Origin of the sequence: Sphingobium sp. CR2-8 (genome assembly GCF_035818615.1) — a bacterium.
Lineage (GTDB): Bacteria > Pseudomonadota > Alphaproteobacteria > Sphingomonadales > Sphingomonadaceae > Sphingobium.
Window position 1 is genome coordinate 1,306,803 of the sequence record NZ_JAYKZY010000002.1, and the last position, 20,970, is coordinate 1,327,772.

Below are 20,970 nucleotides of genomic sequence, written 5' to 3' on the forward strand. Positions count from 1 at the left end.
CCCTAACGGCTTAAACCGTTAATTGGCACCGTCGCGACCTCGTTCGCCTCGAAACTGGCGATGGGGTAGGCGCAATAGTCGGCGGCATAATAGGCGCTGGGGCGGTGGTTGCCCGATGCGCCAAGCCCGCCGAAGGGCATGTTGCCCGCCGCGCCGGTGGTCGGGCGGTTGCGGTTGACCACGCCTGCACGGCTTTCCTCCACCATACGCTGCCAGAGCGCTTCGTCCCGTGCGATCAGCCCAGCGGACAGGCCGAAGCTGGTGGCGTTGGCGGTCGCGATCGCGGCGTCGAAATCCGGCACCCGGACGATCGTCAGCACCGGCGCGAAAATTTCCGCGTCGGGCGCATCGACACCGGTCAGGTCTAGCAGGGCGGGCGTGACGAAGGCGGCGCTGCGGTCCGGCAAACCATCGAACGGGCGGATCACCTTTGCGCCGCGCGCGATCAGGTCGCTGACGGCGCGGTGGGCGGCGGCGGCGGCCTGATCCGACACCAGCGGTCCCATGAAGGCGTCGCCCGGTTCGTTCCAGGCAGCGATCGGCAATTGCGCGGCGATCGCAGCGGTCGCCTCCACGATGGCGTTGCCGGTCGCGCCTTCCGGCACGATCAGGCGGCGGGCGCAGGAACAGCGCTGGCCCGTGGTGATGAAGGCGGAGTTGACGATGATCGACGCCGCTTGTTCGGGCGAATCCCAGGCGATGAGCGGATTGTTGCCGCCCAGCTCCAGCGCCATGACGACATGCGGCCGATCGACTAAAGCGCGACGCAGCGCTGCGCCTGCGCCCGCCGATCCGGTGAAGAGCAACCCGTCTATATCGCCCGCCACCAGTGCCTCTCCGGTCGCCCGCCCGCCCTGCACGACGGTCAGAAGGCCATCGGGCAGGCCAGCCGCCGCCCAGGCGTCCGCCATCGCCGCGCCGGTGGCAGGCGTGATCTCCGACGGCTTGAACAGGACGGCGTTGCCCGCGATCAGCGCAGGGACGATATGGCCGTTGGGCAGGTGCCCGGGAAAATTATAGGGACCAAGCACCGCCATCACGCCATGGCCGCGATGGCGCAGCACGGCGCGGCCGAAGGGCATGTCGGCGGCGCGTTCGCCGGTGCGGTCGGCATGGGCCTTGATCGACACGTCGACCTTGGCGATCATCGATCCGACTTCGGCGTCGCTTTCCCACAGCAGCTTGCCCGTTTCGCGCGATATGAGCTGCGCCAGCGCCCCGCGCCGGTCGCCCAGCACTTGCGCGTAGCGTCGAGCGACCGCGATCCTGTCGTCCACAGGCAGGGCGCGCCAGCCGGGCAGGGCAGCGCGAGCGGTGGCGATAGCCCGATGGCAATCGTCTGCATCTGCAACCGGCCCTTCCCAGACCAGTTCGCGCGACGCCGGATCGAAGGACTGCAACATCGCGCTCACCGGCCCGCGCTTTCTTGCGCGCTCGTCATGGCGAAGATGCCCGTGGCGTTGCCGGTGTCGAAGGCGAGGTCGAGCTTGCCCGTCTCCGGGTCGATATCGCGGCTGATGAATTCGTAGAAGGAACCGGGCACCCGCCGCCATTCCCCATCGGCGAAGGGGCGCTCCACGCTGTCGGCGCGGAAGGCGGTCTGGCGTACCCGACCGGTGCGGGAAATTTCCAGCTTCTCCTTCATCGGGTGGTCCTCGGCCTTCAGGCGATCGGCAAGGGCGGCGACATCGGCCACCCGGTCGGTCGCGTGGTTGAAGCCATTGCCTTCGGTCGCGATCCAGGCGGCTTCGTTGGACCGGGACAGAAGTAATTGATAATCGGCGAAACTTGGTGGCTCATGCTGCCGGTCGAAGGCGGACAGGATCACCGGCAAAACAGCGATTGCGTCAACGAGTTGGACAGTATCAGCGGTGTTAAAATCGGCCAATACGGCCCTGGCCCGGTCGTCGAGCGGGTCGCGCGACGTGCCGAAGACACGCGCGGCGGCTTCGCCGAATGCGGCGTCGAACCGGTCGACATGCAGTTCGGACAGGAAGAATTGCGGGATCGCTTCGGGGAAGTCGCGGTGGCGATAGGCGCGCCCGGTCATGCGCAGCCGGTCGAGCGGGTAGATCGCCGCCATTTCGTAGCCCAGGGGCAGGAAGATGCGCGTGAAGGCGTCTTCGCCGCCGGGCAGGGCGCCGGTCGGGCCGTCAGGAAAGCGGATGGAGCGCAGCGCGCCATGGTCGAAGACGACCTTTCCGCCGCGTGACAGCGTGTCGGCGACATAGGCCGCGCCGCTCGGCACGCGATGCAACAGGTCGTGGAACAGCGCCACGTTCATGGCCATGGCGAAGGCGGCGCGGGACACGGTGTCGCCATGCTGGGCCAGCAGGATGGGATCGATCTCCAGCATGTCCAGCGTCTGGCGCGCGGCTTGTTCGCCCAGCGCCGCGCCGACCAGTGTCTCTATGCTACCCATATTCTCATTCGACATGATATGCTCCGGATGACAGCACTGTTATCGCACGGTAGGCAGCCAATTCAAAATGGCTTCCTGTCATCTGTTGATGCGAGGTTGGAATGAATGATAGTCGCAAATGGTTGCCGCCCATGTCCGCGCTGACGGCGTTCGAAGCCGCGGTGCGCCACGGCGGCTTTTCCCGCGCCGGGGCCGAAATCGGCCTGACCCAGAGCGCGGTCAGTCGCCAGATCGCGCAACTGGAGGACTGGCTGCAAATGCCGCTGTTCGACCGGATCGGGCGAAGGGTGCGCCTGAACGCGGCGGGGCGGGCCTATGCCGACGATCTGCTCCCTGCGCTCGATAGCATCCGCCGGGCCACGGCGAGAGCGTCGGCGCGGCCGTCGCGGACGGCGCTGCGGATCGCCACATTGCCCAGCTTCGGGATGCGCTGGCTCGCGCCGCGCCTGCCGCAGCTGACCGCGCGCCATCCCGATCTGGTGATCGACTTCGCCGCCCGATCGCAGCCCTTCGATTTCGGGCATGAGGATTTCGATGCAGCTGTCCATTTCGGTGTCGCAGAGGACTGGCCGGGCGTCGCGATGGACTTTCTGTTCCGTGAAGAAGCGGTGCCGGTTTGTGCCCCCGCCTGGTTGGCGGCGCACCCGCTGCGCGATCCGGCCGACCTGCTGCGCGCGCCGCTGCTGAGCCAGGCATCGCGGCGGGACGCCTGGGCGCGTTGGCTCATGGCGGCGGGGGTGGACACGTCCGATCTGGCGCAAGGCGCGGCCTATGAGCATTTCCTGATGCTGGCGCAGGCCTGCGCCGCCGGGGTCGGCGTGGCGCTGATCCCCAGCTTCCTGATACAGCCGGAACTGGAGGCGGGGACGCTGGTCATCCCCTTCGCCCGGCCGTTATCTACCGATCAGGCCTATTATCTGGTCTATCCGACCGGCGCTCTGGGCGCGGGGCCGTTGGCGCAATTCCGGGACTGGATGGTGGATCAGGCGCGAAGCGCGTGATCCCCTACATCTTCTTGGGCATGCAGTCGGCGCCCGCCGCCTTGATCGCGCCGCACAGGCGCGCGGCGTCGCCGCTGCTGGCGATCGGACCGGCCTGAAGCCGGGTCACGGCGCCGGCCTTCACCAGATAGGGTTGATAGGCGGACAGACCGCTCACCTTGCGGCTGAGCTGACTCCACAGCGCGCGGGCGCGACCTTCCTCACCGAAAGCGCCGAGCTGGACGCGCCAGCCGCCCGATGCCGCCGGGGCAGGAGCGCTCGACGCGGGACGGGCCGGTGCCGGTACGGGCACGGTTTTCAGCTTGGCGACGGCCACCTGCGCCGGAGCCTTGGCAGGGGCAGGCGTCGGCTTGGGTGCTGCGGGTGTAACGGTGGACGCAGGCACCGCAGCACTGCGGACCGCCGAGGGCGTGCTGCGCGATGGGGCAGACGGCGCGGCGGCCAGCGCCCGGCCGGCGTCACCCTTTTCCATGTTGGCGGCCAGCGCCAGACCCTGCTTGCGCTGATCTTCGGGAATATATTTGTCCATCTGCTCCAGGCTGGTCGCGGCCTGCGTCAGGCCGGACGCGGATGCGCGCGTCATCAGCGCATAGGCGCGCACCCAATCCTTGGGCGCGGTATCGCCGTTGAACAGGGCCGTGCCGACGATATATTGGGCGCGCGGTTCGCCCCGCAGCGATGCACGTTGCAGATAAGGCATGGCCGCCGCGCGGTCGCCCTGCTGGAACATCAACAGGCCCAGATTATCTTCTGCGCGCAAATGGCCCTGCACCGCTGCCTTGCGATACCAGTCGATCGCGACATTGACGTCGGGCTGAACGCCACGGCCCAGCTTATAGGCCTGGGCCAGGTTGAACTGCGCGTCGGGGTCGCCCGATTGCGCCAGCGGCCGCCATTCGGCGATCGCCTTGGCATAATCGCCCTGTTGCCAGGCATCTACGCCCGTCTTCACATCCGCCAGCGCAGGAAGCGCGACGCCCAGCATCGCGGCCAGCGCCGCGGTTCCCCAGATATGCTTCATGTGCACAGGCTCCAGTGCGAAAATCCTAATGGATAACAGCCATGGCCAGATAAGGTTAAAGTCCTGTTAGCGTAAGGCCGAAATATAGGGTGACGGAGCAATAGCATGGCCGGGTCGTCGGGCCGCTTTTGCCTGCGGTTAACCAAATTTTAGCGCGACTTGTGGCAGTTCAACCCGGAACTGGATTTTCGGGGGGTGTGCGTTGCGGATTTTGGCGATGGCGTCGCAAAAGGGTGGATCTGGCAAGACGACCTTGTCGGGCCATCTGGCCGTGCAGGCGCAACGGGCCGGGGCTGGTCCGGTCGTCCTGATCGACATCGACCCGCAGGGGTCGCTTTCAGACTGGTGGAACGAGCGGGAGGCGGAGTTTCCCGCCTTCGCCCAGACCACCGTCGCGCGGTTGGCCGCCGACCTGGAGATATTGCGCCAGCAGGGGTTCAAGCTGGCCGTCATCGACACGCCGCCCGCGATCACCATGGCGATCCAGAGCGTCATTGCGGTCAGCGAACTGATCGTCGTGCCGACCCGGCCCAGCCCCCACGACCTGCGCGCCGTGGGTGCGACGGTCGACCTGTGTGAACGGGCGGGCAAGCCGCTGATCTTCGTCGTCAACGCCGCCACGCCCAAGGCGCGGATCACGTCCGAAGCCGCCGTCGCGCTGTCGCAGCATGGCACGGTCGCGCCGGTGACACTGCATCACCGCACCGATTTCGCCGCGTCGATGATCGATGGTCGCACCGTGATGGAGGTCGATCCCAAGGGCCGCTCCGCCGCCGAAGTGGAGGCGCTCTGGTCCTACGTGTCGGATCGGCTTGAAAAGAATTTCCGCCGCACGGTCTTTTCCGTGCCCCAGGGCAGCAGCGTCGGCACGATCGCGGCCCGCCCGGTGAGCGGCGGCTTCGGTCGCCGCGTGATCGGCCAGTAAGGGACAGTATGATGGCCGAACCCAAACCGCTCGCTTCGCTGACCTCCGGCCTGCTCGCCCGCAAAGGCGCTGCCCAGCCCGCCATGCGCCGTCCGACGCTGGGCTTCACCCGCACGCCTTTGACGGCGTCGCCGGACGATCTGGGCTGGAACGACATGGGCTTCGATGTCGAACCCATCCATGAACCGACCGAGGAACTGGCCGCGCCGATCGGCCTGACGCCGATGGCGCCGGTCATTCCCGTGCCGCCCGTTATGGTGGAGCGCCAGTTGCTGGCGACGCGTCTGGCGCGCCAGCTTCTGTCGGCCGATGCGCCCGTGCGCGGGCGAAAGACCGCTTTCACGCTGCGGCTGGATACCGGACGGCATCTGAAACTGCGCCTGGCCTGCGCGATCACGGGGCGTTCGGCCCAACAGATCGTGACGCAGGCGCTGGACGATCTTCTCAACGACCTGCCGGAAATCGACCGGCTGACGGAGCAGCTGCCGCCTGCGGGCGATGGCGAGCGCATGAAGGGTGGGTAAAATCATGAAACGCAACACATTCGCAAAGGCAGCGCTATCGTCCCTGCTGGTCGCCACGACCATGGTCGGCTGCACCGGCGCGGCGTTCCGCCCGTCGGCTTCGGCCGTCCGGCAAAAGGGCGATCCGGGCAAGCTCGCCATCACGGCGGAAAGGGCCCTGGCCGACCGGAACGCGACCAAGGCGGTGGAAGCCGCCGAGGCGGCGGTAGGACTCGAGCCTCAAAATGCCGCCTATCGTCAGATATTGGGCCGTGCCTATGTGCTGGCCGGCCGCTTTGCGTCGGCGGAAACGGCGCTGGGTGACGCCGTCGCGCTGGGCAACAGCAATGCCAGCACGATCGTCAGCCTGGCCCTGGTGCAGGTGGCGCAAGGTCGGGCCGATGCCGCGCGTAGCCTGCTGACGGCCAACGCCAGCACCGTGCCTGCCAGCGATTATGGTCTGGCGATGGCGATGGCGGGCGATGCGGGCGAAGGCGTGCGTATCCTGTCCGAAGCGATTCACGATCCGTCCGCCACCGTGCGGACGCGCCAGAACCTGGCCTATGCCTATGCGCTGGCCGGGCGCTGGAAGGATGCTCGCCTCATCGTCGGCCTGGACATGGAGCCGCTGGCCGCGAACAAACGCATTTCCGACTGGGCGCAGATTGCCGAGCCGTCACTGGCACCGATGCGTGTCGCCGCACTGCTGGGCGTGACGATGAACGAGGCCGATGCAGGCCAACCGGTTGCCCTCGCGCTCGCGCCTGCCGCCACCGCCGCACCGGTCGCCTTGGCTGAGGCTGCGCCGCAGCCTGCACCGCTGCCGGAAGTCCAGCCGGTGGTGATGGCGGAGGCGGCAGCAGTCCCGCAACCGGTGGTCGAAACCGCGCCCACGATCAAGGCGTCCCGCGCGCCCGTTCGCGTCGCCGCGCGCGATTTCATCATCGAGGATCGGAACGCCAAGTCCTTCACCGCCAAAACATCATCGACCGGCGAGGCGCGGATGCAGCAGGTCGCGTTCGTGAAGCCCGTCGCCAATGGCGCCAGCCATTGGGTGGTGCAACTGGGCGCTTATGACAGCGCGGCGATCGCCAAGGAAAAATGGATGGGCATGGCCGGGCGCAGCGCTACGCTGGCAGCCTTCCCGGTGCTTACCAGCCAGGTGACGGTGAAGGGCAAGGCCTATCACCGCCTAGCCATCAGCGGCTTTGGCAGCCGCGCCGATGCGATAACGGCATGCCGGACCATTCGCGCCCGCAGCGGTCAGTGCTTCGTCCGTGAAACCGCGCAGGGCGCAACGCCTCAGCGCTGGGCGGTGGCGACCAGGGGGCGTCAGTTCGCATCGCGCTGAACCACAATCTCTCCCCCGAGAAACCTGAACGCGCGAGGCCCCGTCGGCTTCGCGCGTTTTTTCTGGGCCGCAGAAACGGTCGAATGAGAATTGCGCGATATCGGATTTGGAAAAATGGCTCCCCGAGTAGGATTTGAACCTACGGCCATTCGATTAACAGTCGAATGCTCTACCGCTGAGCTATCGGGGAACGACCGGCTTTCGTCGGACTGGCTGCGCCTATGCATCGGCTGATTTGAAATGGCAAGGGCTTCGCAAGCCCTTGATCTCAAAAAATCGTATGCGCCGGGACAGGCAAATTCCGGCCCTGCGTCGACGGCAGAATCAGTCGTCCCTGGGTGAACCGGCCACCCGGGTGATGTGCATTGCGGCCAAGCCCAAGCCCGGTAGAGCCGACAACAGGTTAAGCGCCATGGTCGCGAGCCAAGGCCGCTCCGCCAACGACCATATCAGCCCTGACCATTTGATCGGTGGCGCGATCTGACGAGAGCAGGCTCTTTGATATGTCAGCGGGTCGACACCCGCCATTATCGCTTTCGCTGCCGCCATTCCCGTCGCGATCGCGATTCCCACGCCTTCTCCTGCTATGGACGGGATCACGCCGATCTGATCGCCGATACGATATAGCCCCTCCGACGGACCATCCGCCCGCCAGCCATAAGGGATATTGGCTATGGCCTGGGCTTCCCCCACCGCGACGTCGGCCAGCCGGTCTGCCAGCCCCGGCGTTTGCGCAAGGAGGGCGGTCAGCATGGCATCGGGACGCTTGCCCGCCCTGACGAACGCGCTCTGGCGAACGGCAAGGCAAAGATTGACCGCGCCGTCCTCCTGGCCGACCAGTCCGGCATAGCCCTGGTGGAAGAGATGCAACTCGATCGCGTCGCCCAATGTCTGGATCAGTCGCTGACTCGCTGGGAATTGCCAGCGCAGGCCGACGGCGGCATCGTTCGTGGGGGCCGGGCGCGCAGCCCCGCGCACGTCATGCTTGCCGGTCGCCAATATGAGGTGAGCGGGCGTTTCGGACGTGCCGTCAGCATAGCGGACGACGCCATTGTCGATTCCGCGCACGGTCACGCCCCGCCGGATGTCGGCACCAGCCGCCGCCGCCTGGTCCAGCAAAGCCGCGTCCAGGCGTCTGCGCGACAGACCGACAGCGGGTGCGGGCAATGCCAGTTCCGTGACGTGTCGTCCGGCAAACAGGCGGGCGCGATGAATGGCATGTCCACCCAATGCCAGCGGATCGACATTGCATTCCTCCAAAAGTCGAACGCTGTTCCAACTGAGGAAGCCACCGCAGAGCATGTCCGCTGGTGTGGCGGAACGCTCTATGACGACAGGGCGTAACCCGGCGCGCGACAATTGGATCGCCGCCGCTGCGCCTGCCGGGCCACCGCCGACGATCAGCGGCATCGTTCGACGCAAAGGCGAAAGGGAAAAGCCCGAAAGACACGCGCGCCCATAATGGCCGCCTCATCCAGCAACGGCCGCCACTCATCGCGCCGATAAGAGCGCGCGATGGACAGCGTACCGTCCTGCCGCACGATCGGGTGCCATTGCATGAGGCGCGCGAGCAGGGGGTAGCCGAGATAGGCAAAGCGGTGGCGATGAAGGTCGTTGATCAGCCAGCCGCGACTGGCTTCCCCGTCCATGAAGCGCAGAAATTGGATGAGTTCCTCGCGCGACATATGATGCGCGACAAGGCTGGACAGGATCACATCCCAATTCTGGTTGGCAAGATCGGCATAATCGCCGGTCCGATAATCGATCTCCATGTCCTGCGCTGTCGCAGCTTTGGCGACGGCGGCGGATCGCGGATTGAGGTCGATGCCCACCAACGTCAGAGGGATGCGCCGTGTCCTGCCCCATTGGGCAATCGTGCGCAGCATGTCGCCCGCCCCATATCCTACGTCCAGTATCCGAAGCGGTTCGCCCGGCCGCGCGATCCGGCCCAGGAAGCCGAGCGTCGGGCGCGCCGCCATCGTCCACTTGTTGACGCGGCTCAGGTCATGGAGCACCGCCGCATAGGTTTCGGGCGGCAAGTCCGGCGCATCCATCTGTTCCTGCGCCATGACGGGGCGTGAAAGATCGATCATCCTGGCGACCGATAGCGAAAGCCTTCGACTGCGAGGCCGGGGCCGAACGCCAGGGCAACACCGGCAGATGGCCGCGCGTCGTCAGCCAGGATACGGGCCAGAACGAACATCAGGGTTGCCGAACTCATATTGCCGCAGTCGCGCAACACGGCGCGAGAGGTGTCCAGCGCATTTTCGGGCAGATCCAGTCCACGTTCGACGGCGTCCAGGATCGAGCGTCCGCCGCCATGGACGGCCCAACTATCGGTCCTGCCGTCCGCCCATAGGCGTTGATGCATGTCAGGGTCGGCGAGGGCGCTGGCAACCCGTCCGGGCACCATGCCGGACAGGCCCATCGCGAAACCCGTGTCGGTCACCGTCCATGTGATAAGATCGCCGCTGTCGGGAAGGGCTACGGAAAAGGGCGCGCTAATCTCAAGGCCCACTGGGCGGGCGCTGACCAGTGACGCCGCCGCGCCATCGGCAAAGAGCAGCATTGCCAGCAAGGACTCGAGGTCGTCCGCTTGTTGCAGATGCAGGGTGCTCAGTTCGACCGTCACCACGAGCACCACTGCCGTTGGTTGCGAGCGGACGATATGATAGGCCGTCCGCATAGCGGCGACGGCGGCATAGCAGCCCATGAAGCCGATCAACGTCCGTTCCACCGTCGCGTCCAGACCCAGACGCTGGGCCAATAGTTGATCGATGCCTGGCGCGACAAAGCCGGTACAACTGGCCAGCACCAGATGCGTTACGTCATCCAGCGATCCCAGACCACGAATGGCCTGTTCGGCCAGTGCTGGCGCCGCGTCGGCGTAGAGCGCCATGCGTCGCGCCGTGCCCGGCCACGCCTGGCTGTCATAGAATCCGCCGGTATCGGTCTGCGAACGATCGATTGCTGGGGGCGGCAGGACACTCCAGCGATGATCGATGGCAGCGCGATCGACCATGCGCGCGAAGACGGCGCTTTCCCGCTCGTCAGCCATCCTCTTCTTCGCCCAGTTTATAAAAGCGGGGTGAACATCATGGGGTGGGGTCGCGGTGGAAATGGCGTTGATATAAGGGAGTGTGGGATGCACGGGCTTTCCTTGCTGTCGCCGACCTGCGTGATGAAGCATCCTGCTGTAGCCACAATTTTACCGGTCACGAATTGCGGGTAAAACGAAGCGGAAGCGATAAGGGTTGCAGACAATCCATGGCCCTTCGCAACTTATGGTCTATGCCGTGAAGATAGCAAGATCGACACGCCATGATGGCAGCGGGGGCCGCATCTGTCGGACAGGGTGGCGCAGAAGTGCGGCGGTCCCGACCAATTGCTAGCGCAGATAATGCCGATGAAACCCTGACTACAGGGGGCCATGAAAGCGTTCGATCTGGGAATATGGCGCCAGCCGCTCACCTGTCCGCTATTCCGGGACGGCGATGGTGCAATTTGGCTCCCCGAGTAGGATTTGAACCTACGGCCATTCGATTAACAGTCGAATGCTCTACCGCTGAGCTATCGGGGAGCAGCCCGCTTTCGCTGGGCAGGCGGCGCGTATAGCAGCGGGTTTCCGGAAATGGCAAGCGCCAAATGACGGAAATTTCAGGCGATGAATTGTTCGGCGGCGATGCGGTCGTCAAGTGTATGTTCGGGATCGAAGAGCAGCGTCAGCGGTGTCGCGCGGTCGATGCCGACCTCCACCTGCGCGACGTCGCGCACTTCGCGCTGGTCGGCCACGGCGCTGACCGGGCGCTTGACGGGGTCCAGCACGGTGAAGCGGATGCTGGTATTTTCCGGCAGGATCGCGCCGCGCCAGCGACGGGGGCGGAAGGGGCTGATCGGGGTCAGCGCGACGAGGGCGGACCCCAGCGGCAGGATCGGCCCATGGGCAGACAGATTATAGGCGGTGGAGCCGGCCGGGGTCGCGACCAGCACCCCGTCGCACACCAGTTCGGGCAGGACCGGGCGGCCGTTTACCTGCACTTCCAGCTTGGCGGTCTGGCGCGTTTCGCGCAGCAACGATACTTCGTTGATGGCGGGGATCGAGAAACGCTCACCATCGACCGTATCCACGGTCATGCGGAGCGGATTGACCTTGAAGCTCTTGGCCTTTTCCAGCCGCTGATCCAGCCGTTCCAGCCGCCATTCGTTCATCAGGAAGCCGACGGTGCCCAGGTTCATGCCGAAGATCGGCAGTATCCGACGCGCCTCCAGCATCGAATGGAGCGTCTGGAGCATGAAGCCGTCGCCGCCCAGGGCGATGATCATATCGGCCTGTTCGAACGGGACGAAGTCGTAGGCGGCGCGCAGCCGTTCTTCCGCCGCGCGTGCAGCCTGGGTGGGGGACGCGACCAGGGCGCGCCGCGGCTCGCTGCTCATCCGCCGGTAACGCTCATGTGCCGACGCGTGGCGGCGCTTTCGCCCGCGCCGATGCGGAAATCATGGGCGGCAGGTTTCAGCCGCAACGCCCGGTCGATCAGCGGCTCCACGGCAGGCAGGCCGCCTTCGCGCAGGGCGGCCTTGAAATCGACATGGTCTTCATGGCCCAGGCACATGAAGATCTTGCCCTCGCAGGTCATGCGGATGCGGTTGCAGTCGGCACAGAAATTCTGCGTCAGCGGGGTGATGAGGCCCAGCTTGATACCCATGCCATCGACCGCATGATAGCGGGCCGGTCCGCCGGTGCGGTGGGACAGGGGCGTGAGGCTGTGTTCGACCTGAATCGCGTCGGCCACTTTGGTCAGCGGCAGATAATGGTCGGTACGATCTTCGCCGGTGTCGCCCAGCGGCATCGTTTCGATCAGGGTCAGGTCGAAGCCCTTGTCGCCGCACCAGCGCAACATGGGCAGGATTTCGTCATCGTTGACGCCTTTCAGCGCCACCATGTTGATCTTGATCGCCAGCCCAGCCGCGCGCGCGGCGTCCAATCCCTCCAGCACCTGTTCGATCCGGCCGCCGCGCGTTACATGAGCGAAGCGGTCGGGGTCGCGGCTGTCGAGGCTGACGTTGATCCGCCGCACGCCCGCATCCACCAGCATGTCGGCATGTTCGGCCAGACGCGTGCCGTTGGTTGTGAGCGTCAGTTCTTCCAGACCCTCGCCCAGATGTCGGCCGATCCGGCGGACGAGGTCACCGATGTCGCGCCGCACGAGCGGTTCGCCGCCGGTCAGCCGGATCTTGCTGATGCCCCGTGCGATGAAGAGGTCGGCGAGCAGCGCGATCTCCTCCAGCGTCAGGACCTGGTTCTTGGGAAGGAACTGCATGCGTTCGGCCATGCAGTAGCGGCATCGCAGGTCGCACCGGTCCGTCACCGATATGCGCAGATAGCTGATCCGGCGGCCAAGGCCGTCGGTCATCAGAGCGCGGGAGGGATCGGCCGGGACCATGCTGTCTAGCTAGGCGATGGACATGGCCTGTGCAAGCACCACCGCGCCCAGCCTTGCGAAGTTGCGCCATAGGAAGTTGCAGGGCAGGCAAGAGGTCGGTAACGCCTGTCTGTTAGGGCGTGGCGATGCGCGGCGCCGGGGAAGTGAATTTGGCAAGTGGGGATCAGAGTGGCGAGGGCCAGCGCAGCCTGTTCATCCTGTCGCCGGGTGACCGCGACGGGCTGATCCAGACGGCACAGCGCATCGGCTGGCGCGCGATCGGCGCGCGCCGGGCCAAGGATGCCCCCCAACGCTATCTCCACAGCGAAGCGCAGATCGGGCTGGTCGATCTGCGAGGCGGCGGCGACGTCGACAATCTGCTCGCGCCGCTGGTGCCGGCGATGGAGGCGGGCGGCGGCGCGATCCTGGTGTTGATCGACGCGCGCCATCTGGATCAGGTGCCCGCCCTGCTGGCGGTCGGGGCGACGCATTATCTGGCGGGCGCCGTGACCGACATGAGCCTGAAAGCCGCGTTGGCGTCTGCGCATCGGCTGGTCGAGCGGCTGGGCGGCGGTGTCGCGCACAGCCAGCGGGCGCAGCGCATCCGACGGGGGGACGCGCTTTACTGGGCACTGGGTCGCGACGGATTGCTGCGGACCAGCGATAGCCTGGCGCAGCATCTGGGATTGACGGATAGCGTCGTCGCGCCTGCGGCGCTGGTCCGCCGACTGCCGCGGGTGGAGCGGCGCGGGGTGCTGGCGGCGTTGAAGGCGATGCGCAAGGTCGGGCGGCCTGCCGTGCTGGCGCATGCCCTGCCGGATCGGCCGGGGCAGCGGCTGGTCCATCATCTGCGGGACACGGACGGCGCGATTGCCGCCGACGTTGAATGGCTGTCGGACGGGCAGGCGCAGGATGGGGGGAGCCGCGACTATCTGACCGGGCTGCGTTCGCGGCAGGCGGCGCTCGACTGGCTGGCGCGGCGGGCGGGGCTGCCGACCACCATATTGCTGCTGTCGATCAGCCATTTCGACCGGATGAATGCGGCCTATGGGCAAGTGGTGGGCGACGCGCTGCTGGGGCGCATCGCCCGGCGGATCGAGCGGATGGTGGACGATGTTGCGCCGGACACGATGGTCGCACGCATCGCGGGCACCGAATTTCTGGTCGGCCTGACCGGCGAAGTGGCGGGCAGCGACCGGGCGACCTTCCTGGCGCGGCAGCTGATCGGCGCGGTCGGGCAGCCGTTCAGCGCGGGCGACCATCTGATCCGCCTGATCGCCCGGTGCGGTATCGCCCAGGCGCGGACCGAGGACGATGTGACGCAATTGCTGCGTCGGGCGGGCACCGCCCTGTCCGATGCGCGCCAGGCGGGCGGCGAGGGCATCCGCATCCTGTCGGCCGAAAAGCATAGTCGGCAGGTCGATGCCGACCGGCTGGAGACGGATTTGCGCCTGTCGCTGGACCGGGGCGAGATCAGTATCGTGTTCCAGCCGCAATATCCCGTCGGCTCCGATCGCATCAGCGGGGTGGAGGCGCTGGCGCGCTGGAACCACCCCCATTATGGCCCGCTGGGCGCGGGCATATTGTTCGCCACGGCCGAACGATCCGACTATATGTTGCCGCTGTCGGCGCATATCCAGGCGGAGGCGCTGCGGCAGGCGGCGGCGTGGCCCGGCGCGCTGGCGGACCTGCGCCTGTCGATCAACGTCACGGCGGCGGACATCGCCCAGCCCGGATTCATGACTGATCTGCTGGGGCTGGTGGATCGCAGCGGTTTTCCGCGATCCCGGTTGACGGTCGAGATTACCGAAAGCGGGCTGATCGAGGATGTGGCCGCAGCGACGGCGCTGCTCAACGCACTGCGGGCGGAAGGGCTGGCGGTGGCGATCGACGATTTCGGCACGGGCTATTCCAGTCTCGCCTATCTTAAAAGCCTGCCGCTCGACTATCTGAAGATCGACAGCGGACTGGCGCAGGATATCGCCGGGACCGCGCGGGACCGGATCATCGTGCGCGGGGTGATCCATATGGCCAAGTCGCTGGGCCTTAAAGTAATCGCCGAAGGGGTGGAGACGGAGGAGCAACTCGACCTGCTGGCGCGGGAAGGTTGCGATTATTGTCAGGGCTTCCTGCGATCGGCGGGCGTGTCTTCCGCCGACCTCATCAATCTGGTGCTGGCGGGTTAGAAAAGCAGCAGCGGCCAGAGGGCGATCAGGATGCCGACCAGGCTGGCCAGGTAGATGATGGTGCGCACCACCGGAACCCCTGCGGCATAGAGCGGCAGATACACGACCCGCGCGCCCAGCCAGATCCAGCCACCCATGGCGGTCCATTCGCTGGTCTTCCCCGCCACCACGACCCCGATCAGCGCGACGATGGCGATGGGCAGGTTTTCCTTGAAATTGGCCTCCGCCCGGACCAGCCGCCCGGCGAGCGGATGAAGCGGCGGCAGTTTTTCGTCGCGTGCGCCCATATTCCATTTGGGGCCATATTGCTTGGTCTTGAAATGCGCCGCAGTGAAGATGTGGACCAGCAGCAGGACCATGGACCAGGCGAGGATCGTGATTTCGACGGGCATGGGACATGTCTCCTTCCCGGCCTGATTAGCAAAGTGGGGCCGGGTAGGACAGGGTTGAGACGTGGCCGTCCGTTTTTTGGGTGTGGCGCGATAAGGCGGCTTGGTGCCGGGTGCGTCTCGACTGCGCTGGAAGCGAACGGGGCAGGCATTGGCTTATAATGTCAGGCCCACGCGTCCGATCAGGCGTGCGCCTGCATGGTTGCGACCGGGGCCGTCGATACTGCTGTTGGCGTAGCGCAGCCCGGCGGACCAGCGCCCTTTGACATAGTCGATTCCCGCGCCATGATCCCAATAGCGGCCGTCGGGGCGCAGGCGCGAGGCACGCATGGGGTCGCGAACGTCGCCCGACGATCGGCCGATCCGGGCGGACACGGTGAAGGGCGTACCGGGAATGGCGGTGGCGGCGGAGGCGGCGAGGTAGAGATTGTCGCCACCGATCGCCGATTGGCGCGGCGCATAGCTGGCGAACAGGTCCAGGCTGGCCGGGCCGATCAAAAAGCCTGCGCCCGCGCCGACTTCGCCGTAGCCCTGATGCGATGCGCCGGGGAAGAGATGGTAGCGGGCTTCGCTGGTTAGCCGGAAGCCGCCCAGTTGCCGGGCGTAGGTTGCGCCCAGGTCGATCACCGCGTCGGCGCCGCCATGGCGGTCGCTGCCCCATAGCGTCGTGGCCGCGCCGTCGAGGTTAAGGCCGTCCGTCATCACCGGAACCAACACGGTGCCGCGCAACACCGGATCGCCATCGCTCCAGCTCAGGCCACGGCGGCGTTCGTCGCTGGCGGCTTCAAGCGTGACGGTGGGGCTGGACGCATATTGGGCGGCCGCCGGAACGGCATGACCGGCGAGCGAGAGCGCGCCCAGCCATGCAGCCCGGATGAAGCGATCAGTTGGCGGCAAGATTGCGCACCGCGTCGAGCTCTGCCAGCAGCGGCGCGCGATCGGCCTGCGCCACCGCGAGCAGATGGGCCTCTATCTTGTCGCGATGCTGCGCTAGCGCGCGGGCGCCCAACCGGTCGTCGCGGGGGCAGGCGCCGGATTCGCTGCCCGAAAAGGTTCGGTCGGTGGCGATGGTGCGGGCGAGGGCCGGGGCGTGATCCAGCTTGCGGTCGACCACGACCGTCGCGGTCCATTGGCAGCGCTGGCTGTCCATGCGGTTGGGCGTCTTCGCCCCGATCGTCCGGGTGCGCATGTCGGCGCGGGCGGTGTAGGTCGCGCCCAGGGTCTGGCCGTGATGATCGACCGAGACGCTATGGGTCGCGGCGGCCGCCGCAAGCGCGATTAGGGTCATGCTCATGCAAATTCTCCTGCTGTGACGCCGGGCTTTGTTGTCCGGTCGTCCCTTGAGGGTTTAGGTTTTGCCCGTTGCTGTTTCTTTGCTGGATGATGAGGAAGGGCGTCCTGCCGGGGTGGCATGGGGCATCGTGCAGGGTCATCGTGACGCGTCATGCATGAAGTTCACACCGTCGATGGGTCGCGATTTGCGGGGGATTTTCGGCAAATGCGCCAGTTACGCGTCCGTGAAGCGCCGCTGACGCGACAGGCGCGCGCCTCCGACGCGTCTGGAAGGGCATGGCGGCGCGTCTGTTGCGCATCTTGTAGGTCACGGATGGATCATTGGCGGGCGGCTGTTGCGGGGCGCGGGCGGGGTGGAGGCGAGGCTTTTCCATTGGGGAGGGTAAGCAGAGGATTGGCTGATAGGAAAGGTGGATGCTCGCTCCGCTCGCCACCCACCCCTAACCCCTCCCTGAAAGGGAGGGGATAAGGTCTAACCAGCCGCTTTCATCAATCCCTTCGACAGTTGCAGCGCGCCGTTGAGGCGGGCTTGTGGGTCGGGCCAGGCGCGGTTGACGACGACCTTGCTGTCGGGGCGCAGGCGGGCGACGCCGTCCAGGCGCTGGACATAGGCGATGAGGCCTGCGGGGTTGGGGAAGCGGTCTTCGAAGAAGCTGACCAGCGCGCCCTTGGCCCCGACATCGATCTTCGCGATGTTGGCGACCATGCAGTTCTGCTTGATCTCGATGATCTTGAGCAGATTTTGCGTGGGCAGCGGCAGCTTGCCGAAACGGTCGATGAGTTCGGCGGCGAAGGATTCGAGGCCATTGCGATCCTCGATCTCGTTGAGGCGGCGATAAAGGCCCATGCGCAGGTCAAGGTCGGGCACATAATCGTCGGGGATGAGGATGGGCGCGTCGACGCTGATCTGGGGCGAGAAGCTGTCGCTGCGCTTTTCGATGCCGACGCCGCCCGCCTTGGCGTCCATGATCGCCTCTTCCAGCATCGACTGGTAGAGTTCGAAGCCGACTTCTTTAATATGGCCTGATTGTTCGTCGCCGACGAGATTGCCCGCGCCGCGAATGTCGAGATCGTGGGAGGCCAGCTGGAACCCTGCGCCCAGCGTGTCGAGGTCCGACAAGACCTTGAGCCGCTTTTCCGCTGTGTCGGTGATGATGCGGTTGGCGGGCGTGGTCATATAGGCATAGGCGCGGGTCTTCGACCGGCCCACGCGCCCGCGCAGCTGATAGAGTTGCGCGAGGCCGAAGCGGTCGGCGCGGTGGATGATGAGCGTGTTGGCGCTGGGAATGTCGAGGCCGGATTCGACGATGGTGGTGGAGAGCAGCACGTCGTAGCGCTTGTCGTAGAAGGCGGACATGCGTTCCTCGACATCGGTGGCGCTCATCTGGCCATGGGCGACGATGGCCTTGATTTCCGGCACCTCGTTGCGGAGGAATTCCTCGATCTCGGTCAGGTCGGCGATGCGGGGGACGACGAAGAAGCTCTGGCCGCCGCGATAATGTTCGCGCAGCAGCGCTTCGCGGATGACGACGCCATCCCAGGGCATGATGTAGGTGCGCACCGCCAGGCGATCGACCGGCGGGGTCTGGATGACGGAGAGTTCACGCAGGCCCGACATCGCCATTTGCAGCGTGCGCGGGATGGGCGTGGCGGTGAGGGTGAGGACATGGACATCGGTCTTGAGGGACTTCAGCCGTTCCTTGTGGGTGACGCCGAACCGCTGTTCCTCGTCCACGATGACGAGGCCGAGGCGCTTGAATTCCAGCCCCTTGGCGAGCAGCGCATGGGTGCCCACGACGATGTCGATCGTGCCGTCGGCCAGGCCTGCCTTGGTCGACTTCGCCTCCTTATCGGGGACCAGGCGGGAGAGGCGGCCGATGTTGACGGGGAAGCCTCGGAAGCGTTCCTCGAACTGCATATGATGCTGGCGCGCGAGGAGGGTGGTGGGGCAGATGACCACGACCTGCATCCCCGCCATGGCTGCCACGAAGGCGGCGCGCAGTGCGACTTCGGTCTTGCCGAAGCCCACGTCGCCACAGACGAGGCGGTCCATCGGCTTGCCCGACCCCAGATCGTCCACCACGTCGCTGATCGCGCGGTCCTGATCCTCCGTCTCCTGATAGGGGAAGCGGTCGACGAAGGCGGGGTAGCCCGCCTGATCCGGTTCGGCGACGGTGGCGGCGCGCAGGGCGCGTTCGGCGGCGGTTTTCAGGAGTTCACCCGCGATTTCGCGGATGCGCTCCTTCATCTTCGCCTTGCGCCGCTGCCAGGCTTCGCCGCCCAGCTTGTCGAGGGTTACGCCTTCGTTTTCGGAGCCATAGCGGGAGAGGACTTCGAGATTTTCGACGGGGACGTAGAGTTTGTCGCCGCCTGCATAGGTCAGCGCGACGCAGTCATGCGCGGCCTTGCTGACCGGGATTTGCGTCAGCCCTTCATAGCGGCCGATGCCATGGTCCATATGGACGACGAGGTCGCCGGGCGAGAGGGTGGCGAGTTCCGCCAGAAAGGCGTCGGCGCTCTTCTTGCGCTTGGCGCGGCGGACGAGGCGGTCGCCGAGCATGTCCTGTTCGGTGAGGACGGCGACGTCGGGCGCGGTGAAGCCGTGGTCCAGCGGCAGGACGGTGAGCGTGACGCTGCCATTGGCGGCGACGCCCAGCGCCTCCTGCCAGTTGTCGGCAGTCGCGAGGCGGGGGACGTCATGATCGGCGAGCAGGCCCGACAGGCGCTCGCGCGCGCCGATCGAGTAGCTGGCGATGACCACCTTCTTCTTCGTGCGGCGCAGGCTGGCGATATGTTTGCCGACCGCTTCGTAGATGTTGCTGTTCTGCGCGCGTTCGGGGGCGAAATCGCGGGGGCCGTCGACCGCGAAGTCCAGCACGGTCGCGCTTTCGGGCTCGTGGAACGGCGTGGTGTGGTGCATGCGCAGCGTGGCGACGGCGGCGTCCCATTCGGCGGCGTCGAGATAGAGGGAGTCGGGTTTGAGCGGGCGGTAGGCACCGGGATCGGCGGATTTCGCCTGGACGCGGTTGGCGTGATAGTCGCGGATCGCCTCGAACCGGTTTTCCGCCGCGCCCGCGACGCCGGGGTCGCGGATCAGGACCGCGCCTTCGCCCAGATGATCGGCGAGGGGGACCAGCTTTTCCTCGAACAGGGGGAGCCAATGTTCCATGCCCGCCAGGCGGCGGCCGTCGCTGACCGCCTGATAGAGCGGGTCGCCGGTCGCGGTCGCGCCGAAGGTTTCGCGGTAGCGGCTGCGGAAACGCTTGATCGTCTCCTCGTCCAGCAGCGCTTCGGAGGCGGGGAGGAGGGTGAAGCCGTCGACATTTTCGATCGTGCGCTGATCGGCGGCGTCGAAGCGGCGCACGGTTTCGATCTCGTCGCCGAAAAAGTCGAGGCGCAGCGGCTGGTCTTCGCCGCCGGGAAAGAGGTCGACGATGCCGCCGCGAATGGCGAATTCGCCCCGGTCATGGACGGTGTCGGTGCGGACGTAACCGTTGGCCTGGAGCATTTCGGCCAGCTTCTGGATCGCGATCCGCTCCTTGGGCGCGAGCCGCGCGACCAGCTGGCGGACTCGGAACGGGGTAAGCGTGCGCTGGGTCATGGCCGCCAGCGTGGTGAGGACAAGTTGCGGGCCTTTGGGCTTGGCCTGCAGCGCGTGGAGGCCCGCGAGGCGGGCCGACGCCGCGCGCAGCGAGGGGCTGGCGCGGTCATAGGGCAGGCAGTCCCAGGCGGGAATTTCGATGATCTCGATCTCCGGCGCGAAATAATGCGCCGTGTCGGCGACCGCGCGCATCAGTTGCTCGTCGGACGCGATGAAGACGGCGCGACCCCCTGCCGCCCCGGCGGCGCGGGCGATGTCGGCCAGCAGCCAGGGCTGGAAGCCTGCGGGGACGCCCGAGAGGGTGAGGGGCGCCTTGGCCTTCAGGATGGTCTGGAGATCGGTCATAGCATCAACATCCGTTCGCCCTGCGCCAGTCGAAGGGTCTTATTATCTTTGATGAAGAAGTAGGGGGCTTCGACAGGCTCAGCCCGAACGGTGCGATAGGATCAATTCTCGATTCTCACGAAATCGAGTTTCAGGAATTTGTCCATCATCGGGCCTTTCCATTCGTCCGGCACGGGGATGGTGCCCAGCGCCCAGCCGATGATGTCGGCGTCCTGTTCCTCCATGAAGCGTTCGAACCAGGCGATTTCCTCCGCGTTCCATTCCGCGTGGTAGCGTTCGAAGAAGCCGCCGACGGTATAGTCCAATTCGCGCGTGCCGCGGTGCCAGGCCCGGAATTTCAGGCGGCGCATCAGGGGATCGTTAGCGAGGGGCATGAATAGTCCGTTCGTCCTGAGTAGCCGTTGAACGAAGTCGAAACGGCGTATCGAAGGATGGGGCGAAGCGCGGATGCTTCGATACGGGCCTTCGACAAGCTCAGTCCCTACTCAGCACGAACGGTAAAAATGAGCATGG

18 protein-coding genes and 2 tRNA genes are annotated in these 20,970 nt (G+C 66.0%); 5 read left to right on the forward strand and 15 right to left on the reverse strand.

Annotated elements, in window-relative coordinates; genetic code table 11:
• Nucleotides 1-2: 2 nt before the first annotated feature.
• Both astD and U5A82_RS10290 read right to left on the reverse strand, forming a co-directional pair.
• Complete coding sequence (gene astD, locus U5A82_RS10285) at nucleotides 3-1,403, reverse strand: succinylglutamate-semialdehyde dehydrogenase (RefSeq protein ID WP_326292903.1); 1,401 nt, start codon at nucleotides 1,401-1,403, stop codon at nucleotides 3-5.
• A gap of 5 nt (nucleotides 1,404-1,408) precedes the next feature.
• Nucleotides 1,409-2,437, reverse strand: a complete 1,029-nt coding sequence (locus tag U5A82_RS10290; RefSeq protein ID WP_326290630.1) for a DUF1338 domain-containing protein — start codon at nucleotides 2,435-2,437, stop codon at nucleotides 1,409-1,411.
• 86 nt (nucleotides 2,438-2,523) lie between these two features.
• Between U5A82_RS10290 and gcvA the strand changes: the two genes are divergently transcribed.
• On the forward strand, nucleotides 2,524-3,423 hold the full coding sequence (gene gcvA / locus U5A82_RS10295; protein WP_326290632.1) for a transcriptional regulator GcvA: 900 nt from the start codon (nucleotides 2,524-2,526) through the stop codon (nucleotides 3,421-3,423).
• Between the two features lie 4 nt (nucleotides 3,424-3,427).
• Here gcvA and U5A82_RS10300 read toward each other — a convergent pair whose 3' ends face one another.
• Nucleotides 3,428-4,444 carry an SPOR domain-containing protein gene (locus U5A82_RS10300; RefSeq protein ID WP_326290634.1) on the reverse strand — a complete coding sequence of 339 codons (1,017 nt, stop codon included), beginning with the start codon at nucleotides 4,442-4,444 and terminating at the stop codon, nucleotides 3,428-3,430.
• A 202-nt stretch (nucleotides 4,445-4,646) separates the two neighbouring features.
• Here U5A82_RS10300 and U5A82_RS10305 point away from each other — a divergent pair, with 202 nt between their 5' ends.
• The 3 genes from U5A82_RS10305 to U5A82_RS10315 are packed head-to-tail and all read left to right on the forward strand — an operon-like array spanning nucleotide 4,647 to nucleotide 7,223.
• A complete protein-coding gene (locus U5A82_RS10305) occupies nucleotides 4,647-5,369 on the forward strand; it encodes a ParA family protein (RefSeq protein WP_326290636.1) in 723 nt (240 codons plus the stop codon).
• 11 nt (nucleotides 5,370-5,380) lie between these two features.
• Nucleotides 5,381-5,893, forward strand: a complete 513-nt coding sequence (locus tag U5A82_RS10310) for a hypothetical protein (RefSeq protein ID WP_326290638.1) — start codon at nucleotides 5,381-5,383, stop codon at nucleotides 5,891-5,893.
• Nucleotides 5,894-5,897: 4 nt separating this feature from the next.
• Nucleotides 5,898-7,223 carry an SPOR domain-containing protein gene (locus U5A82_RS10315; RefSeq protein ID WP_326290640.1) on the forward strand — a complete coding sequence of 442 codons (1,326 nt, stop codon included), beginning with the start codon at nucleotides 5,898-5,900 and terminating at the stop codon, nucleotides 7,221-7,223.
• 115 nt (nucleotides 7,224-7,338) lie between these two features.
• Here U5A82_RS10315 and U5A82_RS10320 read toward each other — a convergent pair.
• From U5A82_RS10320 to moaA, 7 genes are all read right to left on the reverse strand, one after another.
• A tRNA-Asn gene (locus U5A82_RS10320) sits at nucleotides 7,339-7,413 on the reverse strand.
• A 134-nt stretch (nucleotides 7,414-7,547) separates the two neighbouring features.
• On the reverse strand, nucleotides 7,548-8,633 hold the full coding sequence (locus U5A82_RS10325) for an NAD(P)/FAD-dependent oxidoreductase (RefSeq protein ID WP_326290642.1): 1,086 nt from the start codon (nucleotides 8,631-8,633) through the stop codon (nucleotides 7,548-7,550).
• On the reverse strand, nucleotides 8,624-9,316 hold the full coding sequence (locus U5A82_RS10330; RefSeq protein WP_326290644.1) for a methyltransferase domain-containing protein: 693 nt from the start codon (nucleotides 9,314-9,316) through the stop codon (nucleotides 8,624-8,626). The genes U5A82_RS10325 and U5A82_RS10330 overlap by 10 nt, the downstream gene beginning before the upstream one ends.
• Entirely contained in the window at nucleotides 9,313-10,374 is a 1,062-nt protein-coding gene (locus U5A82_RS10335; protein WP_442802164.1) for a type III polyketide synthase, read from the reverse strand. Before U5A82_RS10335 ends, U5A82_RS10330 begins: the two co-directional genes overlap by 4 nt.
• Nucleotides 10,375-10,728: 354 nt before the next feature.
• Nucleotides 10,729-10,803 (reverse strand) — tRNA-Asn (locus tag U5A82_RS10340).
• Nucleotides 10,804-10,880: 77 nt separating this feature from the next.
• Nucleotides 10,881-11,657, reverse strand: a complete 777-nt coding sequence (locus U5A82_RS10345) for an NAD kinase (protein ID WP_326290647.1) — start codon at nucleotides 11,655-11,657, stop codon at nucleotides 10,881-10,883.
• Nucleotides 11,654-12,664 carry a GTP 3',8-cyclase MoaA gene (gene moaA / locus U5A82_RS10350; protein ID WP_326290649.1) on the reverse strand — a complete coding sequence of 337 codons (1,011 nt, stop codon included), beginning with the start codon at nucleotides 12,662-12,664 and terminating at the stop codon, nucleotides 11,654-11,656. The genes U5A82_RS10345 and moaA overlap by 4 nt, the downstream gene beginning before the upstream one ends.
• Nucleotides 12,665-12,789: 125 nt before the next feature.
• Here moaA and U5A82_RS10355 point away from each other — a divergent pair, with 125 nt between their 5' ends.
• Entirely contained in the window at nucleotides 12,790-14,829 is a 2,040-nt protein-coding gene (locus U5A82_RS10355) for a putative bifunctional diguanylate cyclase/phosphodiesterase (RefSeq protein ID WP_326290650.1), read from the forward strand.
• Here U5A82_RS10355 and U5A82_RS10360 read toward each other — a convergent pair.
• The 5 genes from U5A82_RS10360 to U5A82_RS10380 form a co-directional block, all read right to left on the reverse strand.
• Nucleotides 14,826-15,221, reverse strand: coding sequence for an MAPEG family protein (locus tag U5A82_RS10360; RefSeq protein WP_326290652.1), 396 nt, complete (start codon nucleotides 15,219-15,221; stop codon nucleotides 14,826-14,828). The two genes, U5A82_RS10355 and U5A82_RS10360, sit on opposite strands and share 4 nt — an antisense overlap.
• A 153-nt stretch (nucleotides 15,222-15,374) precedes the next feature.
• Nucleotides 15,375-16,115 (reverse strand): TorF family putative porin, encoded by a 741-nt coding sequence (locus U5A82_RS10365; RefSeq protein ID WP_326290654.1) that lies wholly within the window; start codon nucleotides 16,113-16,115, stop codon nucleotides 15,375-15,377.
• Nucleotides 16,102-16,512 (reverse strand): hypothetical protein, encoded by a 411-nt coding sequence (locus tag U5A82_RS10370; protein WP_326290656.1) that lies wholly within the window; start codon nucleotides 16,510-16,512, stop codon nucleotides 16,102-16,104. The genes U5A82_RS10365 and U5A82_RS10370 overlap by 14 nt, the downstream gene beginning before the upstream one ends.
• A 471-nt stretch (nucleotides 16,513-16,983) precedes the next feature.
• Nucleotides 16,984-20,457 (reverse strand): transcription-repair coupling factor, encoded by a 3,474-nt coding sequence (mfd, locus tag U5A82_RS10375; RefSeq protein ID WP_326290657.1) that lies wholly within the window; start codon nucleotides 20,455-20,457, stop codon nucleotides 16,984-16,986.
• Nucleotides 20,458-20,558: 101 nt separating this feature from the next.
• A complete protein-coding gene (locus U5A82_RS10380; protein WP_326290658.1) occupies nucleotides 20,559-20,831 on the reverse strand; it encodes a succinate dehydrogenase assembly factor 2 in 273 nt (90 codons plus the stop codon).
• Nucleotides 20,832-20,970: the final 139 nt, after the last annotated feature.

What these genes read in the sequence shown, in the direction of transcription:
- astD (WP_326292903.1), bottom strand. Translation starts at nt 1,403, where the DNA reads ATGTTGCAGTCCTTCGATCCGGCGTCGCGCGAACTGGTCTGGGAAGGG.
- U5A82_RS10290 (WP_326290630.1), bottom strand. Translation starts at nt 2,437, where the DNA reads ATGTCGAATGAGAATATGGGTAGCATAGAGACACTGGTCGGCGCGGCG.
- gcvA (WP_326290632.1), top strand. Translation starts at nt 2,524, where the DNA reads ATGAATGATAGTCGCAAATGGTTGCCGCCCATGTCCGCGCTGACGGCG.
- U5A82_RS10300 (WP_326290634.1), bottom strand. Translation starts at nt 4,444, where the DNA reads ATGAAGCATATCTGGGGAACCGCGGCGCTGGCCGCGATGCTGGGCGTC.
- U5A82_RS10310 (WP_326290638.1), top strand. Translation starts at nt 5,381, where the DNA reads ATGGCCGAACCCAAACCGCTCGCTTCGCTGACCTCCGGCCTGCTCGCC.
- U5A82_RS10315 (WP_326290640.1), top strand. Translation starts at nt 5,898, where the DNA reads ATGAAACGCAACACATTCGCAAAGGCAGCGCTATCGTCCCTGCTGGTC.
- U5A82_RS10325 (WP_326290642.1), bottom strand. Translation starts at nt 8,633, where the DNA reads ATGCCGCTGATCGTCGGCGGTGGCCCGGCAGGCGCAGCGGCGGCGATC.
- U5A82_RS10330 (WP_326290644.1), bottom strand. Translation starts at nt 9,316, where the DNA reads ATGATCGATCTTTCACGCCCCGTCATGGCGCAGGAACAGATGGATGCG.
- U5A82_RS10345 (WP_326290647.1), bottom strand. Translation starts at nt 11,657, where the DNA reads ATGAGCAGCGAGCCGCGGCGCGCCCTGGTCGCGTCCCCCACCCAGGCT.
- moaA (WP_326290649.1), bottom strand. Translation starts at nt 12,664, where the DNA reads ATGGTCCCGGCCGATCCCTCCCGCGCTCTGATGACCGACGGCCTTGGC.
- U5A82_RS10355 (WP_326290650.1), top strand. Translation starts at nt 12,790, where the DNA reads ATGCGCGGCGCCGGGGAAGTGAATTTGGCAAGTGGGGATCAGAGTGGC.
- U5A82_RS10360 (WP_326290652.1), bottom strand. Translation starts at nt 15,221, where the DNA reads ATGCCCGTCGAAATCACGATCCTCGCCTGGTCCATGGTCCTGCTGCTG.
- U5A82_RS10370 (WP_326290656.1), bottom strand. Translation starts at nt 16,512, where the DNA reads ATGAGCATGACCCTAATCGCGCTTGCGGCGGCCGCCGCGACCCATAGC.
- mfd (WP_326290657.1), bottom strand. Translation starts at nt 20,457, where the DNA reads ATGACCGATCTCCAGACCATCCTGAAGGCCAAGGCGCCCCTCACCCTC.
- U5A82_RS10380 (WP_326290658.1), bottom strand. Translation starts at nt 20,831, where the DNA reads ATGCCCCTCGCTAACGATCCCCTGATGCGCCGCCTGAAATTCCGGGCC.